The 20577-nt window shown below is 69.5% G+C and carries 15 protein-coding genes; 6 read left to right on the forward strand and 9 right to left on the reverse strand.

The genetic code is table 11. The annotated features are described in order from the left end of the window. Window positions 1–37 precede the first annotated feature (37 nt). A complete protein-coding gene (locus tag C6N31_RS16980; RefSeq protein ID WP_198357768.1) occupies window positions 38–895 on the forward strand; it encodes a helix-turn-helix domain-containing protein in 858 nt (285 codons plus the stop codon). 180 nt (window positions 896–1075) lie between these two features. Next, window positions 1076–1285, forward strand: a complete 210-nt coding sequence (locus C6N31_RS16985; protein ID WP_198357769.1) for a DUF397 domain-containing protein — start codon at window positions 1076–1078, stop codon at window positions 1283–1285. Between the two features lie 87 nt (window positions 1286–1372). Here the strand turns inward: C6N31_RS16985 and C6N31_RS16990 are convergent, their stop codons facing one another. From C6N31_RS16990 to C6N31_RS17000, 3 genes are all read right to left on the reverse strand, one after another. Next, window positions 1373–3661: a tetratricopeptide repeat protein gene (locus tag C6N31_RS16990; RefSeq protein WP_307811444.1), complete on the reverse strand. Its 2289-nt coding sequence runs from the start codon at window positions 3659–3661 to the stop codon at window positions 1373–1375. Between the two features lie 71 nt (window positions 3662–3732). Further along, the gene (locus tag C6N31_RS16995; protein WP_198357771.1) at window positions 3733–4158 is read right to left on the reverse strand and encodes a hypothetical protein; all 426 of its coding nucleotides are present in this window, start codon (window positions 4156–4158) and stop codon (window positions 3733–3735) included. A 159-nt stretch (window positions 4159–4317) separates the two neighbouring features. Next, window positions 4318–5157 carry a hypothetical protein gene (locus C6N31_RS17000; protein WP_198357772.1) on the reverse strand — a complete coding sequence of 280 codons (840 nt, stop codon included), beginning with the start codon at window positions 5155–5157 and terminating at the stop codon, window positions 4318–4320. Window positions 5158–5330: 173 nt separating this feature from the next. Between C6N31_RS17000 and C6N31_RS17005 the strand changes: the two genes are divergently transcribed. The 3 genes from C6N31_RS17005 to C6N31_RS17015 all read left to right on the forward strand — a co-directional run bounded on the left by C6N31_RS17005 (window position 5331) and on the right by C6N31_RS17015 (window position 9589). Then, a complete protein-coding gene (locus tag C6N31_RS17005; RefSeq protein WP_232485312.1) occupies window positions 5331–6572 on the forward strand; it encodes an aminotransferase-like domain-containing protein in 1242 nt (413 codons plus the stop codon). A 266-nt stretch (window positions 6573–6838) separates the two neighbouring features. Then, entirely contained in the window at window positions 6839–7621 is a 783-nt protein-coding gene (locus C6N31_RS17010; protein ID WP_138353588.1) for an SDR family oxidoreductase, read from the forward strand. Between the two features lie 387 nt (window positions 7622–8008). Further along, on the forward strand, window positions 8009–9589 hold the full coding sequence (locus tag C6N31_RS17015) for a sodium:solute symporter family protein (protein WP_138353587.1): 1581 nt from the start codon (window positions 8009–8011) through the stop codon (window positions 9587–9589). A 47-nt stretch (window positions 9590–9636) separates the two neighbouring features. Here the strand turns inward: C6N31_RS17015 and C6N31_RS17020 are convergent, their stop codons facing one another. The 3 genes from C6N31_RS17020 to C6N31_RS17030 form a co-directional block, all read right to left on the reverse strand. Then, on the reverse strand, window positions 9637–10740 hold the full coding sequence (locus C6N31_RS17020; RefSeq protein WP_138353586.1) for an ADP-ribosylglycohydrolase family protein: 1104 nt from the start codon (window positions 10738–10740) through the stop codon (window positions 9637–9639). A 210-nt stretch (window positions 10741–10950) separates the two neighbouring features. Next, the gene (locus C6N31_RS17025; protein ID WP_138353585.1) at window positions 10951–13545 is read right to left on the reverse strand and encodes a bifunctional FO biosynthesis protein CofGH; all 2595 of its coding nucleotides are present in this window, start codon (window positions 13543–13545) and stop codon (window positions 10951–10953) included. Between the two features lie 112 nt (window positions 13546–13657). Next, window positions 13658–14482 carry a TIGR03619 family F420-dependent LLM class oxidoreductase gene (locus C6N31_RS17030; RefSeq protein WP_198357773.1) on the reverse strand — a complete coding sequence of 275 codons (825 nt, stop codon included), beginning with the start codon at window positions 14480–14482 and terminating at the stop codon, window positions 13658–13660. A 164-nt stretch (window positions 14483–14646) separates the two neighbouring features. Between C6N31_RS17030 and C6N31_RS17035 the strand changes: the two genes are divergently transcribed. Next, complete coding sequence (locus C6N31_RS17035; RefSeq protein WP_198357774.1) at window positions 14647–16209, forward strand: CehA/McbA family metallohydrolase; 1563 nt, start codon at window positions 14647–14649, stop codon at window positions 16207–16209. A gap of 439 nt (window positions 16210–16648) precedes the next feature. On the opposite strand, the gene C6N31_RS17040 is transcribed toward C6N31_RS17035, so the two are convergent. The 3 genes from C6N31_RS17040 to C6N31_RS17050 form a co-directional block, all read right to left on the reverse strand. Further along, window positions 16649–18388: an N-acyl-D-amino-acid deacylase family protein gene (locus tag C6N31_RS17040; protein ID WP_138353582.1), complete on the reverse strand. Its 1740-nt coding sequence runs from the start codon at window positions 18386–18388 to the stop codon at window positions 16649–16651. 144 nt (window positions 18389–18532) lie between these two features. Further along, entirely contained in the window at window positions 18533–19660 is a 1128-nt protein-coding gene (locus tag C6N31_RS17045; RefSeq protein WP_138353581.1) for an LLM class flavin-dependent oxidoreductase, read from the reverse strand. Between the two features lie 104 nt (window positions 19661–19764). Then, the gene (locus C6N31_RS17050; RefSeq protein WP_138353580.1) at window positions 19765–20547 is read right to left on the reverse strand and encodes an SDR family NAD(P)-dependent oxidoreductase; all 783 of its coding nucleotides are present in this window, start codon (window positions 20545–20547) and stop codon (window positions 19765–19767) included. Between the last annotated feature and the right edge of the window lie 30 nt (window positions 20548–20577).

Below are 20577 nucleotides of genomic sequence, written 5' to 3' on the forward strand. Positions count from 1 at the left end.
GTACAAAGAGCAGTACGGAACCGGAGGTGCACTCCCTGTGGTCGCCAATGCCAATCCCACTGTCAGGCGACGCCGACTCGGATCGGAGTTGCGCAAACTGCGCGAACTGAGAGGAATGACGGCCGAGGAAGTCGCGGCCCGCCTGCTCGTTTCGCAATCCAAGATCAGCCGGCTGGAGAACGGGCGCCGCAGCATCAGCCAGCGTGACGTCCGCGACCTGTGCAGCGTCTACGCGGTCGAGGACCACCGCATCGTGGACTCCCTGATGCAGATGGCCAAGGAGTCCCGCCAGCAAGGCTGGTGGCACGCTTTCGGGGATGTGCCGTACAGCGTCTATATCGGCCTGGAGACCGAAGCCGCGTCGGTCCGGAACTACGAGTCCCTGCTCATCCCCGGACTCCTCCAGACGCGCGAGTACGCGCACGCCGTCGTCACCGGCATGGAGCCCGAAGCCACGCCGGCAGAAATCGACAAGCGGACCGAGGTCCGGATGAAGCGGCAGGACCGGGTCAACGATCCCGACAATCCGCTGCGCTTCTGGGCGGTCTTCGATGAATCCGCGCTGCGCCGAGTGGTGGGCGACCGACACGTGATGAGCGAGCAGATCGAACGGCTCGTCGAACTCAGCCACGCGCCCAACGTCACGGTTCAGGTGCTTCCGTACGCCGTGGGAGCACATCCCGGAATGGTCGGCACCTTCTCGCTCCTGGAGTTCGCCGAAGCCTCCGACTCCAGCGTGGTCTATCTGGAGGGCGTCACCAGCGACCTGTACCTGGAAAAGCCGATCGAAGTCCAGCAATACAGCGTGATGTACGAGCATCTCAGAGCCCAGGCTCTGAACACCGATCAGACAAGGCAGTTCATGATCGATATCGCCAAGGAGTACACCCGCTGACCAGCGGTCGACGCGAGCGGGCCACAAGGTACACCCTGTACCCGTCGGCGTGGAAGAGATCAAGAAATATGCCATCCGGTCGAGTGAACGGCACCCTCCTGAAGCCGAGGTGACGCGTACCTTCGGGGATGTCTCGAGGCGCTAGCGCTTCACAAGCATCGGCACGGTTCAGGAGCGACCATGACTACTCGGCACGGAATCACGACAGAGTGGAAGAAATCTTCGTACTCTGGCAACAATGGGAATTGCGTGGAGGTTTCGGCCCCCACCGTCGATCGTGTCGCAGTGCGCGACTCGAAGGATCCCTACGGCCCGTCTCTCGTTTTCGATCCGGAGGTGTGGTCGGCGTTTGTGGACCACGTCAACCGGGGGACCTTCGATCGCGTCTGACAGCGGAACGCGAGACGCACAGAGCCCTCTCGACTGGCCGCCGTCCGAGCCGAGAGGGCTCGCTGCCGAAGCAGCGGGGACCCGGGGTCATTCGCTCAGAATGCGCCGGGTCTCAACGGTCACAGAATCCTGGAGTCCCAAAACCCTTTCACAGAGGGGGAGATTCCTTTCGGCCACCTCCCGCGCCTCTTCTGTCCGACCGAGGGCAGCAAGGCTTGTCGCCAGCCCCGCACGGTTGGTCAAGAGGTACGGGTGTTCATTGCCCAGGGCCCGCTCCTGCCCCACGACCACTCGCTGTGCGAGGACGATTGCCTCCTCCGGCCGACCGCACCTTTCGGCAATCCAGCCCAGCAGCAATGCCGCCGACAGCGTTTGGGAGTGTTCAGCGCCTTGGACACGCTCCCGATCCGCCAACGTTCTTCTGGCCACAGGATCAGCCTCTTGCGGTTGCTCGCATTTGAACAGACCGAAAGCGTAGTTGTGGCGAGCCATGAGAGTCGTCGGATGGTCTGGGCCGAGCGCTCCTTCACAATCTTCGACCGTGATGCGGGCCGTTTGTTCGAACTCCTCCACCTCTCCGCAGAGAACGAGGAATTCCAGCAGCGCGGCACGGGCGTTGAGCGTCTTCGCATGGGTCACTCCCCATAGCCGCTCTCGCGTGGCGATGACACCGCGCAACAGGGAGACGCCCTCCTCCATCCTCCCGGTCTGACAAAGTGGCGCCTGCAGTGCACAACAGGTCTCCAGCGTTTCAGCGTGCTCAGATCCGAGCACTCGTTCACAGACTTCGAGAGTCTGTCGGTGCCACTGCGCTGCCTCTTCGAAGCGACCCATCCGGAACAACGCCCACCCGGCGCAGCGACGTGCTCGCAGCGTCCCGAGATTTTCGGAGCCGAGCAGCCGCTCCGCGGTCTGTACGGCCGTCTCTGCCAAAGCATAGGCAGCTGCGTAGTCGCCGGTCTCATGGACGCACAGGACCAGTCTCACCGCCATGGACACCGCTCGCTCCGCTGCCGCGGCCCCCTGCTGGCCCCGCAGCAATTTCATGGCATGCGGGAGGAACAGCCGATACTGCTCACCTCGCACGGGCTCCGCTTCATCCGCCGGCAGCTCCGCTTCGATCAGACCGACGGCGACATCGGTCAGGATCGGGCGCTGACCCGTCGGCACATCGGCGGCCACGCTGTCCAGCAGCACACCATGCGCTTGGAGACAGCGAATGCTCCCGGCCCCCACAGGGACGGGCACGATCGACACCAGCGAGTGAGCGAGCAGTGCCTGCAGGGCCGCCCCCACCTGGCTTTGGCCCAGCGGCGGATCCAGGGCCGTCAAGTCGGCCGCACCAGCAACCGCGGAGGACAGAAGTGTCAGTGGAACCGGGTCGGCACCCCAGCAGGAGAGCAGTCTCATGAGAGTAGCGGCCTCGGGCATCCCCTCATCGGCTATGGCCTCCAGGGACAGCTGCCAGGTACGGCTGACCAGCCGGCGAGGCTGGCTCCGCTTGCCGGCGGCAGAATCCCCCTGATCGATAAGGTTCGTCGGGTCACTCTCCAAATGATGTTCGTAGTCCGCCATGGACCATGACTCCAATATTTGATGTGCCAGATACGAGCCGGCGAGGGTCAACGCGAGCGGTAGGCAGCCCAGTTTCTCCGCTACCCGCACGGACTCCGCTGTCGATCCTGCTTCAGGAGCCAGGTCGCGCAGAACTTGTGCTGCGTCATGAACCGGGAGAACACCTACTTCATGAAAGGTGACGTCCTGCCAGGCGGTCGATATGGCACGCCGCGTCGTCACCAGAGCGAGACCCCGGTCGCTTTCCCGCAGCCAATTTCCCTCGTACAGGAGAGCCGGATCATCCGCGTTGTCCAATACCAGAAGCCACGGAACCGAGGCCTGGTTCAGGTAGTGCCATACGAGATCCGAAGCGGCACGCAGACCGCTGTGCGCCGCTACCAGTTCCGTCGTCCCCGCACCCTGGTCAGCGGCGATGGCCAGCATCCCGGCACGCAGAGAACCGCGATCGGACGCGTTGACCCAGAACCCGATCCTTCGGCCCTCTCGTGTCACGTCTCGAAAGAATGCGTGCGCCAACGACGTCTTCCCGCATCCACCGAGCCCGTGGAGGACATGGATGCCACCGCCTTCGTTCTCAGCAGCTTCCAGGAGTGATTCCATCAACTCCGTACGGTCGCGCAGGATCTTCGGCGTGTGTCCGACCAGCGGGACGCGCACCGCGTCGGGTACGGGCACCTGGGCCAGTGGCCCCGGCGATCCTCTCCCCACGATCGACCTTTCGATCGCGGAGAGGGGCAGCAACTCCTCTTCCTGGCTTCCGTAGTGGTAGTGGTATTCGGAGATGTGCTGGTCGCCCACCGCCTGGTAGACCCGCCCCTGGCCTGATGCCCTTCCGTGCACGGAAGGCTCTGCCTGGTCCCCCGGGACGTTCATCGTTCCGTGATGGTCTGGTCGCGCCCGGCCTGATAGACCCGACCGCTTCCACTCACTTCGGCGCGGAGATTGATCTCGGTACGAGCCCTCAGGTCCTCCTCCGCCCGAGCCGGTTCCAAGTCCAGCAGGATCTGCCGTAGTTCTTCCGCGACATCCGGCTGCTGGGCCAGGAGCCGGCGGACACGTCCGGACCACTCCGCACGCAACTCCTGCTCAGCCTCTTCGTCGCCCGTCCGGCGTGCCGCGATCAGTTCCTCCCGTGCCGAATCCATTTCACCGGCGATGCCGTCAGCCCGCGCCGGAAGCACCCGGCGCCACAGAGCGGTCATCCCGCTTCGGGCGCTCTGCCATGCGTCGGTGGCCATCAGCGTGACCAACGTGGTCCCCGCCGCGCGCGCCAGATCTACGATCTCCGGTTCCATTCCGCCCCCAGCTACGTAACGTGTCCGCCCAGTCGTTCCGGCTTCTACGCTACGGCTGACCTGGACCGGTTGCCCTCCGAATCCACACGATGACTGCATGCGGCGTCCCTCCGCCGCCCTCTTCTCGACGGCGACCGCTTCCCCGCCGCCGGGAACCGATCAGCGCAGTTCGTTGACGTAGGTGTCCGTGCCGGGGACGGTGGGGACGAAGGGCGCTACCAGCTCGACGCGGCCCAGGCCGGAGGCGGCGACCTCGTCGTCCAGGCCGGTGAAATGGGCGTCCCACGCCTCGCGGGGATCCTGTTGCAGGAACCAGAGCAGCGTCAGACGGGTGTCGACCCCCTCGACCTGCTTCACGTACGTCATCCTGTCGCCGGGCAGCGGCGTCGGCTTGAAGATCGTCACCATCGCGGCCGGTGAGCCCGCGAGGCGCTTGGGCAGGTGCCGGGAGCGCAGCCACTCCAGCAGTTCCTCGCGCTGCTCGGCCGATTCGGCGTCGATGACCTCCACGACCAGCCCGGCGTAAGGGTGGTCGAGCGCGTGGAAGTCCCGGGGGCCGGCGGCGCCGTCGCGGTAGACGGTGGCGGAGTGGTCCTGGAAGGCCGTGAAGACATGGGTGCGGTCCTGGTAGACCCGGCCGTCCCGGTTGAGGCGCTTGTTGATGCCGACGGTCCACTTCATGTGGTCGTCGTAGCGGCCGGCGGTGACCCAGTAGGTGGAGATGTAGCAGCCCGCGGTGACGGGCTGGGCGACGGCGGACTTCTCCGGGTAGCGGAGCAGCTGCAGATCGCGGGTGGCGACCCAGCGGCGCCCGGCGTACATCCAGGGCATGGCCATCGCGCCCGCGATGAAGTGATCGTCCTCGTACCACCTGTTGTAGGCGTACTCATGGCCCGGCAGGGGTTCCACCATGGTGATCAGGGCGTGCCCGACCCGCACCCCGTACGGCCCGACGGAGGCCAGCTCCGCGTACACCTCGCTGCGCGTCTCATCTGTCATGCCTACAGGTGTAGCTGACGATACGTCAGATGGGGAGGGGTCGGTCGCGACCGCGCGACGGATCCGGCCGCGCGGGCTTGCCTGCCGAGCGGCACGCCGTCGCGAACCGTGCTCCTGTTTCGTATGTTGGTCAAATAGGTGGACACGCCACCGATTATTCGTAGGCTGCGCGCATGACGCGAATGCATCGAGCGAACCGAGCCGACGTCCCCGCCCTGGCCGCCCGCGCCGCTTCGGTCGGCGCGTCGCCGGTACGCGAGATCCTCGCGCTCACCGCGCGCCCCGAAGTGATCTCCTTCGCGGGCGGACTGCCGGCCCCCGAGCTCTTCGACGCCGAGGGGATCCGCGCCGCCTACGACCAAGTGCTCGCCGAGGCGCCCCAGCGCGTGCTCCAGTACTCCACCACCGAGGGCGACCCGGCACTGCGCGGCGCCGTCGCCGCCCGGCTCGGGGCGCGCGGGCTCCCGACCGACGCGGACGACCTGCTCGTCACCGCCGGCTCCCAGCAGGGCCTGGCGCTCCTCGCCACCGCGCTGCTGGAGCCGGGCGACACCGTCCTCGTCGAGGACCCCACCTATCTGGCCGCGCTGCAGTGCTTCGGCTTCACGGGGGCGCGGGTGCTGCCGGTGCCGTCCGACGAGGACGGGATCGATCCCGCCGCACTGGAGGAACTCGTCGTCCGCGAGCGGCCGAAACTGCTCTACCTGATCCCGAACTTCCAGAACCCCACCGGGCGTACGCTCCCGCTCGCCCGCCGGCAGGCGGTCGCCGAGGTCGCCGCACGGCACGGGCTGTGGATCGTCGAGGACGACCCGTACGGCGAGCTGCGGTTCGACGGGGAGCCCGTGCCGTGGATCGCCTCCCTGGAGGCGGCCGCCGACCGCACCGTCCTGCTGGGCTCGTTCTCCAAGATCATGGCGCCGGGCATGCGGCTCGGCTGGCTGCGGGCGCCGGAGGCGCTGCGGCGTGCCTGCGTCATCGCCAAGCAGGCCGCGGACCTGCACTCGTCCACCGTCGACCAGGCCGCGGCGGCGCGCTATCTCGCCGACCGCGACCTCGACGCCCATCTCCACCGCGTGCGCGGCGCGTACCGCCTGCGGCGCGACGCCCTGCTGGCCGGCCTGCCGGCCGCGCTCCCGGCGGGCAGCGCCTGGAACCGGCCCGACGGCGGGATGTTCCTGTGGGTCCGGCTGCCGGACGGCTTCGACGCCACCGCCCTGCTGCCGGTCGCCGTCGCGCACGATGTCGCGTACGTCCCCGGTGCCCCCTTCTACGCCGGCCCCGGCGACCCGGCCACCCTGCGCATGTCCTTCACGACGCACACCCCCACCGAGATCACGGAGGGCCTGCGGCGCCTCGCCAATTCCCTGACCGCAACGTCGGCACCTACGGTGCGCCGACCCGTCCGAACGTGAGGTGACCGGGGCCGGCTGGGGGCGCCCCCGGCCGGAGGTTGAGGGGAGGGGTTACTCGAAATGCTGCCGAGCTATTTGTGGGCCGCTGGGGGCGCCCCCGGCCGAAGGTTGGGGGACAGTAAACAGTCGATGTCGAAGCCCCGCCCCGGAGGACCCCGGCACCGGCACCCGCCCGGCGCGAGGGTGGCGTTCTGGTCGACATGGCCCTAACCTGACGATCCGTCAGAACTGCTCGGGTCAGAACTGGAACCGCGCCGGAGGCACGCATGTTGCTGTCAGGAAAGACCGTGGTCGTATCCGGGGTCGGCGCCGGGCTCGGGCAGCGCGTGGCCGTCACCGCCGCGCGCGACGGCGCGAACGTGGTGCTCGGGGCGCGGACCGAGGCGCAGCTCGCGAAAGTGGCGGAGGAGATCGACCCCGAAGGGTCGAAGGTGGCGTGGCTCTCCACCGACATCGCCGAAGGCGACCAGTGCGAGGCGCTCGCGGCGCTGGCGGTCGAGCGGTTCGGCGGGATCGACGCGGTTGTGCATGTCGCCGCCATGGACGGCTACTTCGGCGGTCTGGAGGACGCGGACTTCGCCTCGTGGCAGCGGGTCCTGGACGTCAATCTGCTCGGCACCCTGCGGCTCACCAAGGCGTGCCTGCCGGCACTGAAGGCGCACGGCGGTTCGGTGGTGATCATCGGGACGCAGTCCGCGGTGGCGGCGCCCTCGCAGGTGCGGCAGGCGGCGTACGCGGCGTCCAAGGGCGCTCTGACGTCGGCCATGTACTCGGTGGCGCGCGAGCTGGGCCCGTACCGGATCCGGGTGAACACGGTGCTGCCCGGCTGGATGTGGGGCCCGCCGGTGCAGGCGTTCGTCCAGTTCTCGGCACACACCGAAGGCGTGTCCGAGGACGAGGTGCTGGGCCGGCTCACCGAGCGGATGGCGCTCCCGGAGCTGGCGACGGACGGGGACGTGGCGGAGGCCGCGGTCTTCCTGGCCTCCGACCGGGCTCGTGCGATCACCGGGCAGTCGCTGCTGGTGAACGCCGGCGAGCTGATGCGGTAGCACTCGGCGGCAACGCGGCCCGGCGTCCCTCCAGGACGCGGCGGACACGCAGCGGCAATCGGCGCGACCGGCCCCCTCCTCTCTCTACCGCGCGGGATCCCGTTCCCGCGCGGTACTTCGTCATGCCCCGCAGGACGTCCAGCGAAGTGCCCGCTCATCGTGTGTTCGCGGTCACGGTCACGACAATGCCAAGGAAGGTCAAGAACGAGTAAAATCGTTCGGCTTTCTGATTTCTGTTCAGACTCTTGAACGCGGAGACCCTTGACCGACCGCCCTGACAGGGGGTTCAATCCCGGAAGTCCCCACTCCCGCACGGGGGCACCCGCCGCAGCGAACGTCACAGCGAAGTGCGTTTCACGTTCACAAGGCGGACCCCCTGGAGGGGACATGAACAATCTCGACTGGGCCGTACTCATCGCCTACTTCGGCGTGATGATCGCGATCGGAGTCTGGTCGCACAAGCGCATCGACGATGTCGGCGACTACTTCACCGCCGGCGGCAAGATGCCCTGGTGGCTGGCGGGCATCTCGCACCACATGTCCGGTTACAGCGCGGTGATGTTCACCGGATACGCGGGCATCGCCTACAAGTACGGGGTGACGTCCTACGTCACCTGGTCCTTCCCGATCGCGATCGGGATCGCCATCGGCGCCAACCTGTTCGCGCCCCGGATCAGCCGGCTGCGCTCCCGGCTGCATGTCGCCTCGCCGCTCGAATACCTCAAGAACCGGTACAACCTCACCACCCAGCAGGCGCTCGCCTGGTCCGGTGTGCTGCTGAAGATCGTCGACGTGGGCGCCAAGTGGGCGGCCATCGCGACCCTGCTGTCGGTGTTCACCGGCGTCACGATCACCCAGGGCATCGTCATCACCGGCGCGATCACCGCCGTCTACTGCACCGTCGGCGGTCTGTGGGCCGACGCGCTCACCGAACTGGGGCAGTTCGTCATCCAGCTGCTGGCCGGTCTCGCCATGCTGGTGGCCGCCCTCAGCAAGATCGGCGGCATCAGCGGGATCTGGAACGTCTGGGACGACCCGAAGCTGCAGGGGCACACCAGCGGCACCGCGGGGCCGTACACGCTGATCTTCCTGCTGGCGTATCTGTTCATCAAGACCTTCGAGTACAACGGCGGCATGTGGAACCAGGCCCAGCGCTACATGGCCACCGCCAACGCCAAGGAGGCCGTCCGCTCGGCCCGGCTCTCCGCCGCCCTGTGGTTCATCTGGCCGCTGGTGCTCTTCTTCCCGATGTGGGTCTCCCCGCTGCTGGTGACCGCCAAGAAGCCCGACGGGTCGGACTCGTACGGCCTGATGGTCGAGCAACTGCTGCCGCACGGACTGCTGGGACTGGTCGTCGTCGGCTTCTTCTCGCACACCATGGCCATGTGCTCCTCCGACGCCAACGCCATCGCGGCCGTCGTCACGCGCGACATCGCCCCGGCGTTCTCCAAGACGGCACGGGCCTGGACCCAGCGCGCCGGACTGATCGCCGCGCGGCTCACCACGCTCGCCTTCCTCGGCCTGTCCATGGCGATCGCCACCCAGGTCAACTCGCCCACCTTCAAGGACATCATCACCATCGTCATCAAGTGGGTGGCGGGACTGATGGGGCCGATCGCCATCCCCTTCATGCTCGGCCTGCTGCGACCGTTCCGTAAGTCCGGGCCGACCGCCGCGCTCACCAGCTGGGCGATGGGTCTCCTGGCGTTCTACCTGCTCAACTACCCGGTCAATGACGCGATCGACGGCGGGGTGAACCTGGAGTACCAGATCTCGGTACCGCTCGCCGTCTCGCTCGTCCTGTACATCGTCATCGGCTTCATCAAGCCGGAGGACACCCCGGAGCGGGACGCGCTGCTGGAGAAGATCAACACGGACGGTGGCGGCGACAGCGGTTCCGCCGCGGCCGCGGCCGTCCCGGAGCCGGCCAAGCCGCAGGACACGGCGGCGGTCCCCGCCAACGACTGAGGCGGCGGCTACGAAACGTAAGGGCCGGTCCTCCAGGGGACCGGTCCTTACGCGTTCGGGTAGCGCTCCAGCCAGGACGGTGACGACCCGGCCGGGCCGTGCAGCGCCGGGGCCTGTGTCATCTCCATCGCGAAGTCGTCGGCGAGCTGCAGGATCGTGCCGCGCCCCTCCAGCTCCGCTATCCACGACGGCGGCAGCGCCGTCTCGCCGTGCTGCGCGCCCAGCAGGTTGCCGCAGACCGAACCGGTCGAGTCGCTGTCCCCGCCGTGGTTCACCGCCAGCAGCAGGCCGTGCCGGACGTCCTCGGCGACGAGCGCGCAGTACACGCCGATCGCCAGCGCCTCCTCCGCCGTCCAGCCCTCCCCCAGCGACTCCACGCGCTCCGGTGACGGCATCCCCTGCCGGACGGCGCCCAGCGCCCGCTGCAGGGCGTCCGTGGTCTCCTGGTGGTCGGGGCGCGAGCCGAGCAGCGCCAGCGCGTGCTGCACGGCGCCGTCGAGCGCGTCGCCGCGCGCCAGCCCGTGCACGATGACGGCGAACGCACCCGCGGCCAGCTGCCCGGTGGGGTGGCCGTGGGTCTGCGCCGCGCACTCGACCGCGAGCTGGAACACCAGCCCCGGCTCCCAGCCGACCAGCAGCCCGAACGGCGCCGAGCGCATCACCGTGCCACAGCCCTTGGAGTCGGGGTTCTTCGGATGCTCGACGGTGCCCATCCGGTCGTCTCCGAGCCCGTTCAGGCACGCCCGGCCGGGCGCGCGGCGCGCGTACAGCCACTCCTCGCGCGCCAGCCAGCCGGTGTCCTTGCGGCGCTCGTCGGGCCCCCAGTCGCTCTGGGTGGCCGCCCAGCGCAGATAGGCGCGGTGCACGTCGGTGGGCGGATGCCAGGCGCCGCTGTCGCGCCGCACCTGGGCCCGTATCAAGCCTTCCGTGGTGAAAAGGGTCATCTGGGTGTCGTCGGTGACCGTGCCCCGGCGGCCGAACGCCGGCACGAAGTCCGTGACGCCGTCCGGGCCGTGCTCCGCCCGGATCGCCTTCAGCGAGTCGAACTCGATGCCCGCGCCCAGCGCGTCGCCGATCGCCCCGCCGAGCAGGCAGCCGCGTACGCGGCTGCGGAAATCCTGCTGCTGCGCCCGTCCCCAAACCGCCGTCAAAGCGAGCCCCTTCGGTCAGCAGCTGTCAGTCGCAGCACGATAGTCGACATTGCCGCTCACGTCCCGTGTCCCCGACGGCACAGGGGGTGCACCGGCCAGGGCTCGTCGCACGCCCCCACGGCCCGTCGCACGCCCCCTGTCCGTACGCCGTCCGCCCCCATCACGGATGCCGTCCGTCCCCTCCACCGCCGTCCCCTCCACCGCCGTCCCCTACGCGTCGAGCACCGGCAGCAACTCCGGCAGATGGCCGTCGGAGGCGAGGCCCGCCGCCTGGCGCTCCGCGGAGACCTCGCCGTACAGGGTGGTGCGCTGACGGGCCGGCCGGCCGGCCGATTCCGCGATGGCGACCAGGTCCTGGATCGACCGGTAGGAGCCGTAACTGGAGCCGGCCATCCGGGAGATGGTCTCCTCCATCAACGTGCCGCCCAGGTCGTTCGCCCCGGAGCGCAGCATCTCCGCCGCGCCCTCCGCGCCCAGCTTGACCCAACTCGTCTGGATGTTGGGGATATGGGTGTGCAGCAGCAGCCGGGCCATCGCCGTGACCGCCCGGTTGTCCCGCAGCGTCGGGCCGGGGCGGGCGATACCGGCCAGGTAGACGGGCGCGTTGGTGTGGATGAAGGGCAGCGTCACGAACTCCGTGAAGCCGCCGGTCTCCTGCTGGATCTCGGCGAGCAGCCGCAGATGGCCCAGCCAGTGGTGCGGCTGGTCCACATGCCCGTACATCATCGTGGAGGACGAGCGCAGGCCCAGCGAGTGCGCGGCCTTCACGACCTCCACCCACGTCGCCGTCGGCAGCTTGCCCTTGGTGAGGACCCAGCGCACCTCGTCGTCCAGGATCTCGGCGGCCGTGCCGGGGATCGAGTCGAGCCCGGCCTCCTGGGCCGCCGCCAGCCAGTCGCGGATCGACATGCCCGTACGCGTCGCCCCGTTGGCGACCTCCATCGGCGAGAAGGCGTGCACGTGCATGCCCGGCACGCGCTCCTTCACCGCCCGCGCGATGTCGAAGTACGCGGTGCCCGGCAGGTCCGGGTGGATACCGCCCTGCATGCACACCTCGGTCGCGCCGACCTCCCACGCCTGCTCGGCGCGGTCGGCGACCTGCGACAGGGACAGCGTGTACGCGTCCGCGTCGGTGCGGCGCTGCGCGAAGGCGCAGAACCGGCAGCCGGTGTAGCAGACGTTGGTGAAGTTGATGTTCCTGGTGACGATGTACGTGACCTCGTCGCCGACCGTGTCGCGCCGCACGTCGTCCGCGATCCGGCACAGCGCGTCCAGCGCCGGGCCGTCCGCGTGCAGCAGCGCGAGCGCCTGCTCGTCGGTGAGCTTCGTCGGATCGTCCGCGGCCGTCGCGAGCGCGGACCGTACGTCCCCGTCGACGCGGTCCGGCACCATGCCGGGCGCCGCCTGCTCGCGCAGCGACTCCCAGTCGCCGTACACGTCGTCGAAGTCGTCCCTGCGGTCGCCGGTGCGCCCGGTGGTGTCGATCGTCGCGTGCAGGTCGGTGCGGCCGGTGGCCGTGAACGCCTCGTCCGGCTCCTGCCAGAGCAGCCCGACGGGCTTCGCGTCCTCGTCCGCCAGCGCCGTTTCGGGGTCCGCGAGGGCCCGGACGTGCGGCAGCAGCCGCGGGTCGAGCCACGGCTCGCCGCGCTGGATGAACTCGGGGTAGATCGTGAGCCGCTCGCGCAGCGTGAACCCGGCGGCGGCGGTCCTCTCGGCCAGCTCGTCGATGTTCGGCCACGGGCGCTCGGGGTTGACGTGGTCGGGGGTCAGCGGGGACACCCCGCCCCAGTCGTCGATCCCCGCGTCGATGAATCGCGCGTACTCCCCGTCCACCAGGTTCGGCGGCGCCTGGACGCGGGCCGCCGGGCCGAGGAGCAGCCGGGCGACCGCGATCGCCGCCGCCAGCTCCTCCAGCTCCGCGTCCGGCATGCCGCGCATCGCCGTGTCCGGCTTGGCGCGGAAGTTCTGGATGATCACTTCCTGGATGCCGTGGTACTGGCGGGCGATCTTCCGTATCGCGAACAGTGATTCGGCGCGCTCCGCGTATGTCTCCCCGATCCCGATCAGAATGCCGGTGGTGAACGGGACGTTGGAGCGGCCGGCGTCCTCGAGGACCCGCAGCCGTACGGCCGGGTCCTTGTCGGGCGAGCCGTAGTGCGGGCCGCCGGGCTCGGACCAGAGCCGGGTCGCCGTCGTCTCCAGCATCATGCCCATCGACGGCGCGACCGGCTTGAGACGCTGCAGGTCCTGCCACGACAGAACGCCGGGGTTCAGGTGCGGCAGCAGTCCAGTCTCCTCCAGCACCCGGATCGCCATCGCGCGCACATACGCGAGCGTGTCGTCGTACCCGTGCGCGTCCAGCCACTCCCGCGCCTCGGGCCAGCGCTCCTCCGGACGGTCCCCGAGCGTGAACAGGGCCTCCTTGCAGCCCATTTCCGCGCCCTTGCGCGCGATGTCGAGGACCTCGTCGGGAGACAGGTACATCCCGTGCCCCTCGCGGCGCAGCTTGCCGGGCACCGTCACGAAGGTGCAGTAATGGCACTTGTCACGGCACAGCCGGGTCAGCGGGATGAAGACCTTCCGCGAGTACGTGATCACCCCGGGACGGCCGGCCGTCTCCAGGCCCGCGTCACGCACCCGGGCCGCGGTCGCGGACAGGTCCACCAGGTCGTCACCACGTGCCTGCAGCAGCACCGCCGCCTCGGCGGTGTCCAGCGCGACTCCGTCGCGGGCACGCTTCAGCGCGCGCCGCATGCCGTTGGTAGTGGGGGTCGGCTCCTCGGGGCGGGACAGGCTCATGGTCATCTCCCGAGCATAGGTCGCTGCCCGGCACGCGGGGTCATGGCATTTGCTATGGCGTTGGCCACCCGGGGGGCGGTGTGGGTCGCAGGGACCGCGCGTGGTCGTACGGCGCGGGTCACAGGAACCGCGCGTAGTCGTCCAGCACGCGCAGCACCTCGTCCTCGCCGGCCGGTGGCAGCTGGACCACGCACTCCTCGATGCCCAGCTCACCGAAGTGCGCGAGCTTTCCCTCGGTCGGGCGCACCGCCGACGGAACGATCTGCGGCCCGCCCGGTCCGCGGCCCGCCCCGTCCCATACCTCCCGCAGCCGCGGCAGCGCGTCGGCGAGGCCGCCGCCCCCGATCGGCATCCAGCCGTCCGCGTAGTCCGCGATGTGTCCGAACAGTTTCGGCCCGGCGGCCCCGCCGACCAGCGTCCGCAGCGGACCCACCGGCTTCGGATGGGCCTGGCTCGCCGCCACCGACGCGAACTCCCCCGCGTACGCCGTCGGCTCGGGCGCCCACAGCGCCCGCATCACCCGCATCCGGTCCCGTACGAGATCGCGCCGGCGCGCCCACTCCACTCCGTGGTCCGCCGCCTCCTCCACGTTCCAGCCGAAACCCACCCCGAGCGTGAACCGCCCGCCCGAGAGGTGGTCGAGCGTCGCGATCTGCTTCGCCAGCACGATCGGATCGTGCTGCGCGACCAGCGTGATGGCGGTCCCCAGCGCGATCCGCCGGGTGACCGCCGCGGCGGCCGCGAGCGCGGTGAACGGGTCGAGCGTCCGCCCGTACTCGCGCGGCAGCGGCTCCCCCATCGGCGCCGGCGTGGTCCTGGCCACCGGAATGTGCGTGTGCTCCGGCAGGAACAGCCCGGCGAACCCGCGCTGCTCCAGTTCCTCGGCGAGGCGCACGGGGCCGATGGTCTCGTCGGTCAGGAAGATCGTGGTGTTGATCCGCACGGGCAACCTCCGGTTGAGGGTGGAGTCGAACTTCGTTCAGCTACGTGTGCGTTTGCATGCGATCCGGTCATCCGCCGGCCGCTCGCCGTTCCGGCCTCCGACGCTCCGGAGTAGAACAGTTCGCTGCGGAACCTCCCACCCCTCTCGCCCAGGAGGCACGACGGATGGAACGACGCGAAGTTCTCAAGTTCACAGCGCTCGCGGGAGCCACCGGAGTGTTTACGCTGGCTCCTGTGAGCTTCGCTGGAGCCGAGCCCGCGGGCGCGGGTGCGCAGGACAGCGCCCCCGCGGCCGAGGAGACCCGTACCGTCACCGGGCATCTGCCCACGGGTGTGGCGGACTTCGTCTACCTGCCCGTGAACGTGCCGCACGGCGTCCGTGAGATCGCCGTCTCGTACACCTACGACCGGCCGGCCGTGCCCGTCGGAACCGTCGGCAACGCCTGCGACATCGGCATCTTCGACCAGCACGGCACCGCGCTCGGCGGCAAGGGCTTCCGCGGCTGGTCCGGCGGCGCCCGCACCGCATTCACGATCAGCGCCGAGCAGGCCACGCCGGGGTATCTCGCGGGACCGGTCTCTCCCGGCACCTGGAACGTCGTCCTCGGGCCGTACACCGTCGCCCCACAGGGGCTGGACTACTCCGTCACCATCACCCTGCGCTACGGCCCGCGGGGCACCACCCCGGCGCCCACCTACCCGCCGCAGCACGCCAAGGGGCGCGGCCGCGCCTGGTACCGCGGCGACTGCCATCTGCACACCGTCCACTCCGACGGGCAGCGCACCCCGGCCGAGGTCACCGCCGCCGCGCGCGCCGCCGGACTCGACTTCATCAACACCAGCGAGCACAACACCACGTCCGCGCACTCCGTCTACGGGCCGCTCGCCGGCGACGACCTGCTCGTCCTCACCGGCGAGGAGATCACCACCCGCAACGGCCACTACCTGGCCATCGGCACGGACCCCGGCGTCTGGTTCGACTGGCGCTACCGCGCCCGCGACGACGCGTACGCGCGGTTCGCGCGCAAGATCCGCGGGGCGGGCGGCCTGGTGGTGCCGGCCCATCCGTACGGGATCTTCCCCGCCAGCCAGTGGAAGTTCGGCTACGACCAGGCGGACGCCATCGAGGTCTGGAACGGCCCCTGGGGCCCCGACGACGAGCTCTCCCTCAACACCTGGGACAACCTCCTCACGGCGTCCACCCGCGGCGACGGTCACTGGATCCCCGCCATGGGCAACTCGGACGCCCACCGCGAGCCGCAGGTCGTGGGCCTCCCCCAGACGGTCGTCCTCGCGGACGGCCTTGACCGTGCGGCTCTGCTCGCGGGAATCCGCGCGGGGCGCAGCTGGCTCGCGGAGTCGTCCGACGTCCAGCTCGCTTTCACGGCCACCGGGCCGCATGGGGAGCATGCGGGGATCGGGGAGCGGCTGGTGGTGGGGGCGGAGGACGTCGTGACGGTGCGGCTGGAGGTGTCGGGGGTGCCGGGGGTGCCGGTTGGGGGCGGGGTGTTCGGGGCGCAGGTGCGGTTGATGACGGACGAGGGCCAGATGTTCGCCACGCAGCTTGCTCCCTCCGGCGGGGCGGGTTCCGTTGAGTGGCGGACGACGGCGTCGCTGGCGGCGTACGTCCGGGCGGAGGTGCGGCATCCGGTTACTGACGGTGGGGTGAGTGGGCTTCCGGGGGCGGTTGCTGCGCTGACGAATCCGATGTGGCTGAACGTTCGGTAGGGGTCGGGGGCCGGGCCCTCCGGGGGAGGGGTCCGAAATCGTATATTTACGGGCCTGGCGGCCCACAAATACACGGCAGCATTTCGGACCCCTCCCCCTGCGGCCCCGTCCCCCTCACGTCACAACCGGCGCACTGGTGCGGGTGCCGATACACGTGCATCGGGTCCGTCCCCCGCCCCTTCACGTCCGCGGGTGCGGGGGCGGGTGCGCCACCGCCTCCGGATCCCTTGCGCCCGCGTCGAGTCTGCGGGCGGGTGCCGACGCTCGTGCATCTATGCCGGTATCGGGCGGGTGGGTGGGGAAAGCCCGCCGCAGGCGCAACGGCGGGCCAGGTGCCGACGCACATGCATCCGTACCGGCAAAGGGCGGGTGGGTGGGGAACCCGCCGCAGGCGCAACGGTGGGGCGGGCGCCGACGTACCGCACCCCGTCAGTGCCCGTTACACCGTGTGGACGGATGCCGTGTCGCGGCCCGACCGCAACACCGTTCCGGGGACGGCGCCGGTGATTTCGTCGTCTCTGATCGTCTCGACGCCGTTGACCCGTACGGAGACGATGCCGATCGCGCGCGAGTCGAGTCGGGGGCTATTGCCCGGGAGGTCGTGGACGAGGGTGGCGATGCCGGCGTCGATGCGGGTGGGGTCGAAGAGGACGAGGTCGGCGTAGTAGCCCTCGGTCACCCGGCCTCGGCCGCGGAGGCCGAAGAGCTGGGCGGGGTCGTCGGTGAGCATGCGGACGGCCTGTTCCAGGGGGACCAGGCGGCGGCCCCGGAGGCAGTCGCCGAGGAAGCGGGTGGTGTAGGGGGCGCCGCACATGCGGTCGAGGTGGGCGCCCGCGTCGGAGCCGCCGAGCATGACGTCCTCGTGTTCCCAGGTGCGGGCGCGGAGCGCCCAGCTGTCCGGGTCGTTGTCGGTGGGCATCGGCCACAGGACGGTCCGCATGTCGTCGTTGGCGCAGATCTCGACGATGGTCTCGAACGCCTCCTGGCCGCGTTCGGCGGCGATGTCCTTGACGACGCGGCCGCTGACGCCGGTGTTGGCCTCGGAGTAGGTGTCGCCGATGACGTAGCGGCCGAAGTTGGCGAGGCGGCGGAAGACGCCGGCTTCGGGGCTGTTGGCGCTGCGGAGCATTTCGGCGCGGACGGCGGGGTCGCGGAGTTTCGCGATGCGTTCGGGGATGGGGAGGTTGAGGATCTCGCCCCAGCCGGGGATGAGGTTGAGGGCGCAGAACGTGCCGAGGGACATGTTCATGGGCGTGAGGATCGGCATGGTGAGGGCGACGATGCGGCCGCCGGCCTTGCGGGCGCGTTCTGAGGCGGCGAGCTGGCGGGGGACGCGGGCCGGGACGGCGGCGTCGATGGTGAGGACGTTCCAGTTGAGGGGGCGTCCGGCGGCGGCGCTCATGTCGACGAAGAGGTCGATCTCCTCGTCCGCGAACTGGTCGAGGCAGCCGGCGACGATCGCCTCGATCTGGGTGCCCTCGTGTTCGCCGACGGCGCGGGACAGGGCGATGAGTTCGTCGCGGCCGGCGTGCCGGGAGGCGACGGGTCGGCCGTCGCCGTCGGAGTGGGTGGAGGACTGGGTGGTGGACAGTCCCCAGCCGCCGGCGGCCATGGATTCGTGGAAGAGCTGGAGCATCTGCTCCAGCTGCTTCCCGGTCGGCTGTCCGCCGACGGCGTCCGGGCCCATGACGTGCCGGCGGAGCGCGCAGTGGCCGACCATGAAGCCGGCGTTGACGGCGATCCGGCCTTCGAGGGCGTCGAGGTACTCGCCGAAGGAGGACCAGGTCCAGTCGACGCCCTCCTCCAGGGCCTTGAGGGACATGCCCTCGACCTTGGACATCATGCGGCGCGTGTAGTCGGCGTCCTCGGGGCGGGCGGGGTTGAGCGGGGCCAGGGTGAAGCCGCAGTTGCCGCCCGCGATGGTGGTGACGCCGTGGTTCATGGACGGGGTGGCGAAGGGGTCCCAGAACAGCTGGGCGTCGTAGTGGGTGTGGGGGTCGACGAAGCCGGGGGTCAGGACGAGGCCGGTGGCGTCCTCTTCGGTCCTGGCGGGCTCCGTGACGGTGCCGGGTTCGGCGATGGTGGCGATCTTGCCGCCGCGCAGACCGACATCGGCGGTGTACGCGGGGGCTCCCGTGCCGTCCACCACGGTGGCGCCCTTGATCAGGTGGTCAAGCATGGTCGATCTCACCTCTCCGGGTTGTGAAGTCGTGCGGGCGTGGTTGCGCCTCCGGTCCGGACAGGTCGGCAGACCGCTGCCGTATGACGCCCTGTCCCGGCCGGAGGCGCGGGGCGGCGGTCCGGGAAGACGCCGCCCCCGCTTCTACTGGCCCGCCGCCTGGCGGAACCGGGTGGTGCGGTGCACCGGGTCCGTGTCGATCTTCGGGATGACGTGCTCACCGATGAGCTTGATCGTGTTCATCGTGTCCTCGTACGAGATCCCGATCGGCAGCCCGAAGGAGAGCTGGTCGGCGCCGGCCTGCTCCCAGCGCTTGCACTGCGCGGTGACCTCGTCCGGGTCGCCGCAGATCATCAGCTCCTCGGCGATGAGGAGTTCGATGATCTCCTCGCTGTACTCGGGGAGCAGTTCCGGCCACTCGGGGATGCCCTCGGGCCGGGGGAAGGTGTCGTGGTAGCGGAAGACCAGCGACTGCAGCCGGTTGAGGCCGCCCTTGGCGGCGATCTCGACGGCCTTGGCGTGCGTCTCCGCGCAGATGGCGGTGGACGTCACCATGACGTTGTCGTTGACGAAGTCGCCGATCGGCTCGGCCTCCTGGATGCCGTTCTTGTACTGCTCCAGCACCCACTCCATGTCGGAGACCTTCTGGACGCTGAAGCCGAGTACGCCGAGGCCCTTCTTGGCGGCCATCGCGTACGAGGAGGGCGATCCGGCGGCGTACCACATGGCCGGGTGCGACTTCCCGTACGGCTTGGGGAAGATCTTGCGCGGCGGCAGTGACCAGTGCTTCCCCTGGAACCCGACGTACTCGTCCTGGAGCCACATCTTGGGGAACTCGGCGATGGTCTCTTCCCAGATCTCCTTGGTGTGGTTCATGTCGGTGATGCCCGGCATGAACCCCAGGATCTCGTGGCTGCCCGCGCCGCGTCCCGAGCCGAACTCGAACCGGCCCTCGGAGAGGTGGTCGAGCATCGCGACCTTCTCGGCGACCTTCACCGGGTGGTTGACGGGGGCGAGCGGGTTGAAGATGCCGGATCCGAGGTGGATGCGCTCGGTGGCGTGGGCGAGGTAGCCGAGGAAGACCTCGTTCGCCGACAGGTGCGAGTACTCCTCCAGGAAGTGGTGCTCGGAGGCCCAGGCGTACTTGAAGCCGGACTTGTCCGCCTGGATGACGTACTCGGTCTCCTCCAGCAGCACCTTGTGCTCCGCCTGGGGGTCGACCGCGGAGCGCGCGACAGGCACATATCCCTGTACAAAGAGCCCGAATTCCAAGGAGGTTCACCGTCCTAAAGTTTTCTGACACTCCGTCAGATACGAACGACTCTGGCACCGCCTCGGCGGAGCGTCAATAGCTGATGATGTGTCAGATTTAGCGACTAGAAGACCGAGACCCCGGCGAGCCAGCCACCGTCGATCACGAACGGCTGCCCCGTGATGTACGACGAGTCATCGCTGGTCAGGAACAGTGCGAGCTTCGCCACCTCGGCCGGCTGACCGATCCGGCCCAGCGGTACGAGCTTCTTGTAGAACTCGTCCAGCGCGGCCGTGGACTCCGCCGGGTCCGCCTCCGGATCGAGCTGGGAGGGGTTGGACATGGGGGTGTCGATGGCGCCGGGGCACATCGCGTTCACCCGGATCCCCTTGGGCGCGCCCTCCATCGCGGCCACCCGCGTCATCCCGACGATCGCGGCCTTCGTGGCGGCGTACGACGTCAGCAGCGCCATACCGGTCAGCGCGGTGTACGAGGCGGTGTTGACGATCGTGCCGCCGCCGGCCGCCTCGATGGCGGGGATCGCCGCCCGCATCCCGAGGAACGCGCCGACCTGGTTGACCTGCACCACCAGCTGGTACTCCTCCAGCGGGGTGCTCGCCAGCTCGTTGAAGCGCAGGATGCCCGCGTTGTTGACCAGGCCGTCGAGCCGGCCGAAGGCCTCCGTCGTCGCGGCGACGGCCGCCGCCCAGTCCTCCTCGCGGCTCACGTCCAGATGGACGTAGCGGGCGCTGTCCCCTATCTCCTTGGCCAGCGCCTCGCCCTGCTCGTCGAGCACATCCGCGAGGACGACGTTCGCCCCCTCGGCGGCGAACAGCCGCGCCTCCTGCTCGCCCTGCCCGCGCGACGCGCCGGTGATCAGCACCACGCGCCCGTCCAGCTTGCCCATGTGTGTCCCCTTACTCGTTGAGGTGCGGAG

The organism is Streptomyces fildesensis, from assembly GCF_016107395.1.
Classification (GTDB): domain Bacteria; phylum Actinomycetota; class Actinomycetes; order Streptomycetales; family Streptomycetaceae; genus Actinacidiphila; species Actinacidiphila fildesensis.

Coding starts and splice junctions, on each gene's coding strand:
- C6N31_RS16985 (WP_198357769.1), top strand. CDS start 1,076: ATGACTACTCGGCACGGAATCACGACAGAGTGGAAGAAATCTTCGTAC.
- C6N31_RS16995 (WP_198357771.1), bottom strand. CDS start 4,158: ATGGAACCGGAGATCGTAGATCTGGCGCGCGCGGCGGGGACCACGTTG.
- C6N31_RS17000 (WP_198357772.1), bottom strand. CDS start 5,157: ATGACAGATGAGACGCGCAGCGAGGTGTACGCGGAGCTGGCCTCCGTC.
- C6N31_RS17005 (WP_232485312.1), top strand. CDS start 5,331: ATGACGCGAATGCATCGAGCGAACCGAGCCGACGTCCCCGCCCTGGCC.
- C6N31_RS17010 (WP_138353588.1), top strand. CDS start 6,839: ATGTTGCTGTCAGGAAAGACCGTGGTCGTATCCGGGGTCGGCGCCGGG.
- C6N31_RS17015 (WP_138353587.1), top strand. CDS start 8,009: ATGAACAATCTCGACTGGGCCGTACTCATCGCCTACTTCGGCGTGATG.
- C6N31_RS17025 (WP_138353585.1), bottom strand. CDS start 13,545: ATGACCATGAGCCTGTCCCGCCCCGAGGAGCCGACCCCCACTACCAAC.
- C6N31_RS17035 (WP_198357774.1), top strand. CDS start 14,647: ATGGAACGACGCGAAGTTCTCAAGTTCACAGCGCTCGCGGGAGCCACC.
- C6N31_RS17040 (WP_138353582.1), bottom strand. CDS start 18,388: ATGCTTGACCACCTGATCAAGGGCGCCACCGTGGTGGACGGCACGGGA.
- C6N31_RS17050 (WP_138353580.1), bottom strand. CDS start 20,547: ATGGGCAAGCTGGACGGGCGCGTGGTGCTGATCACCGGCGCGTCGCGC.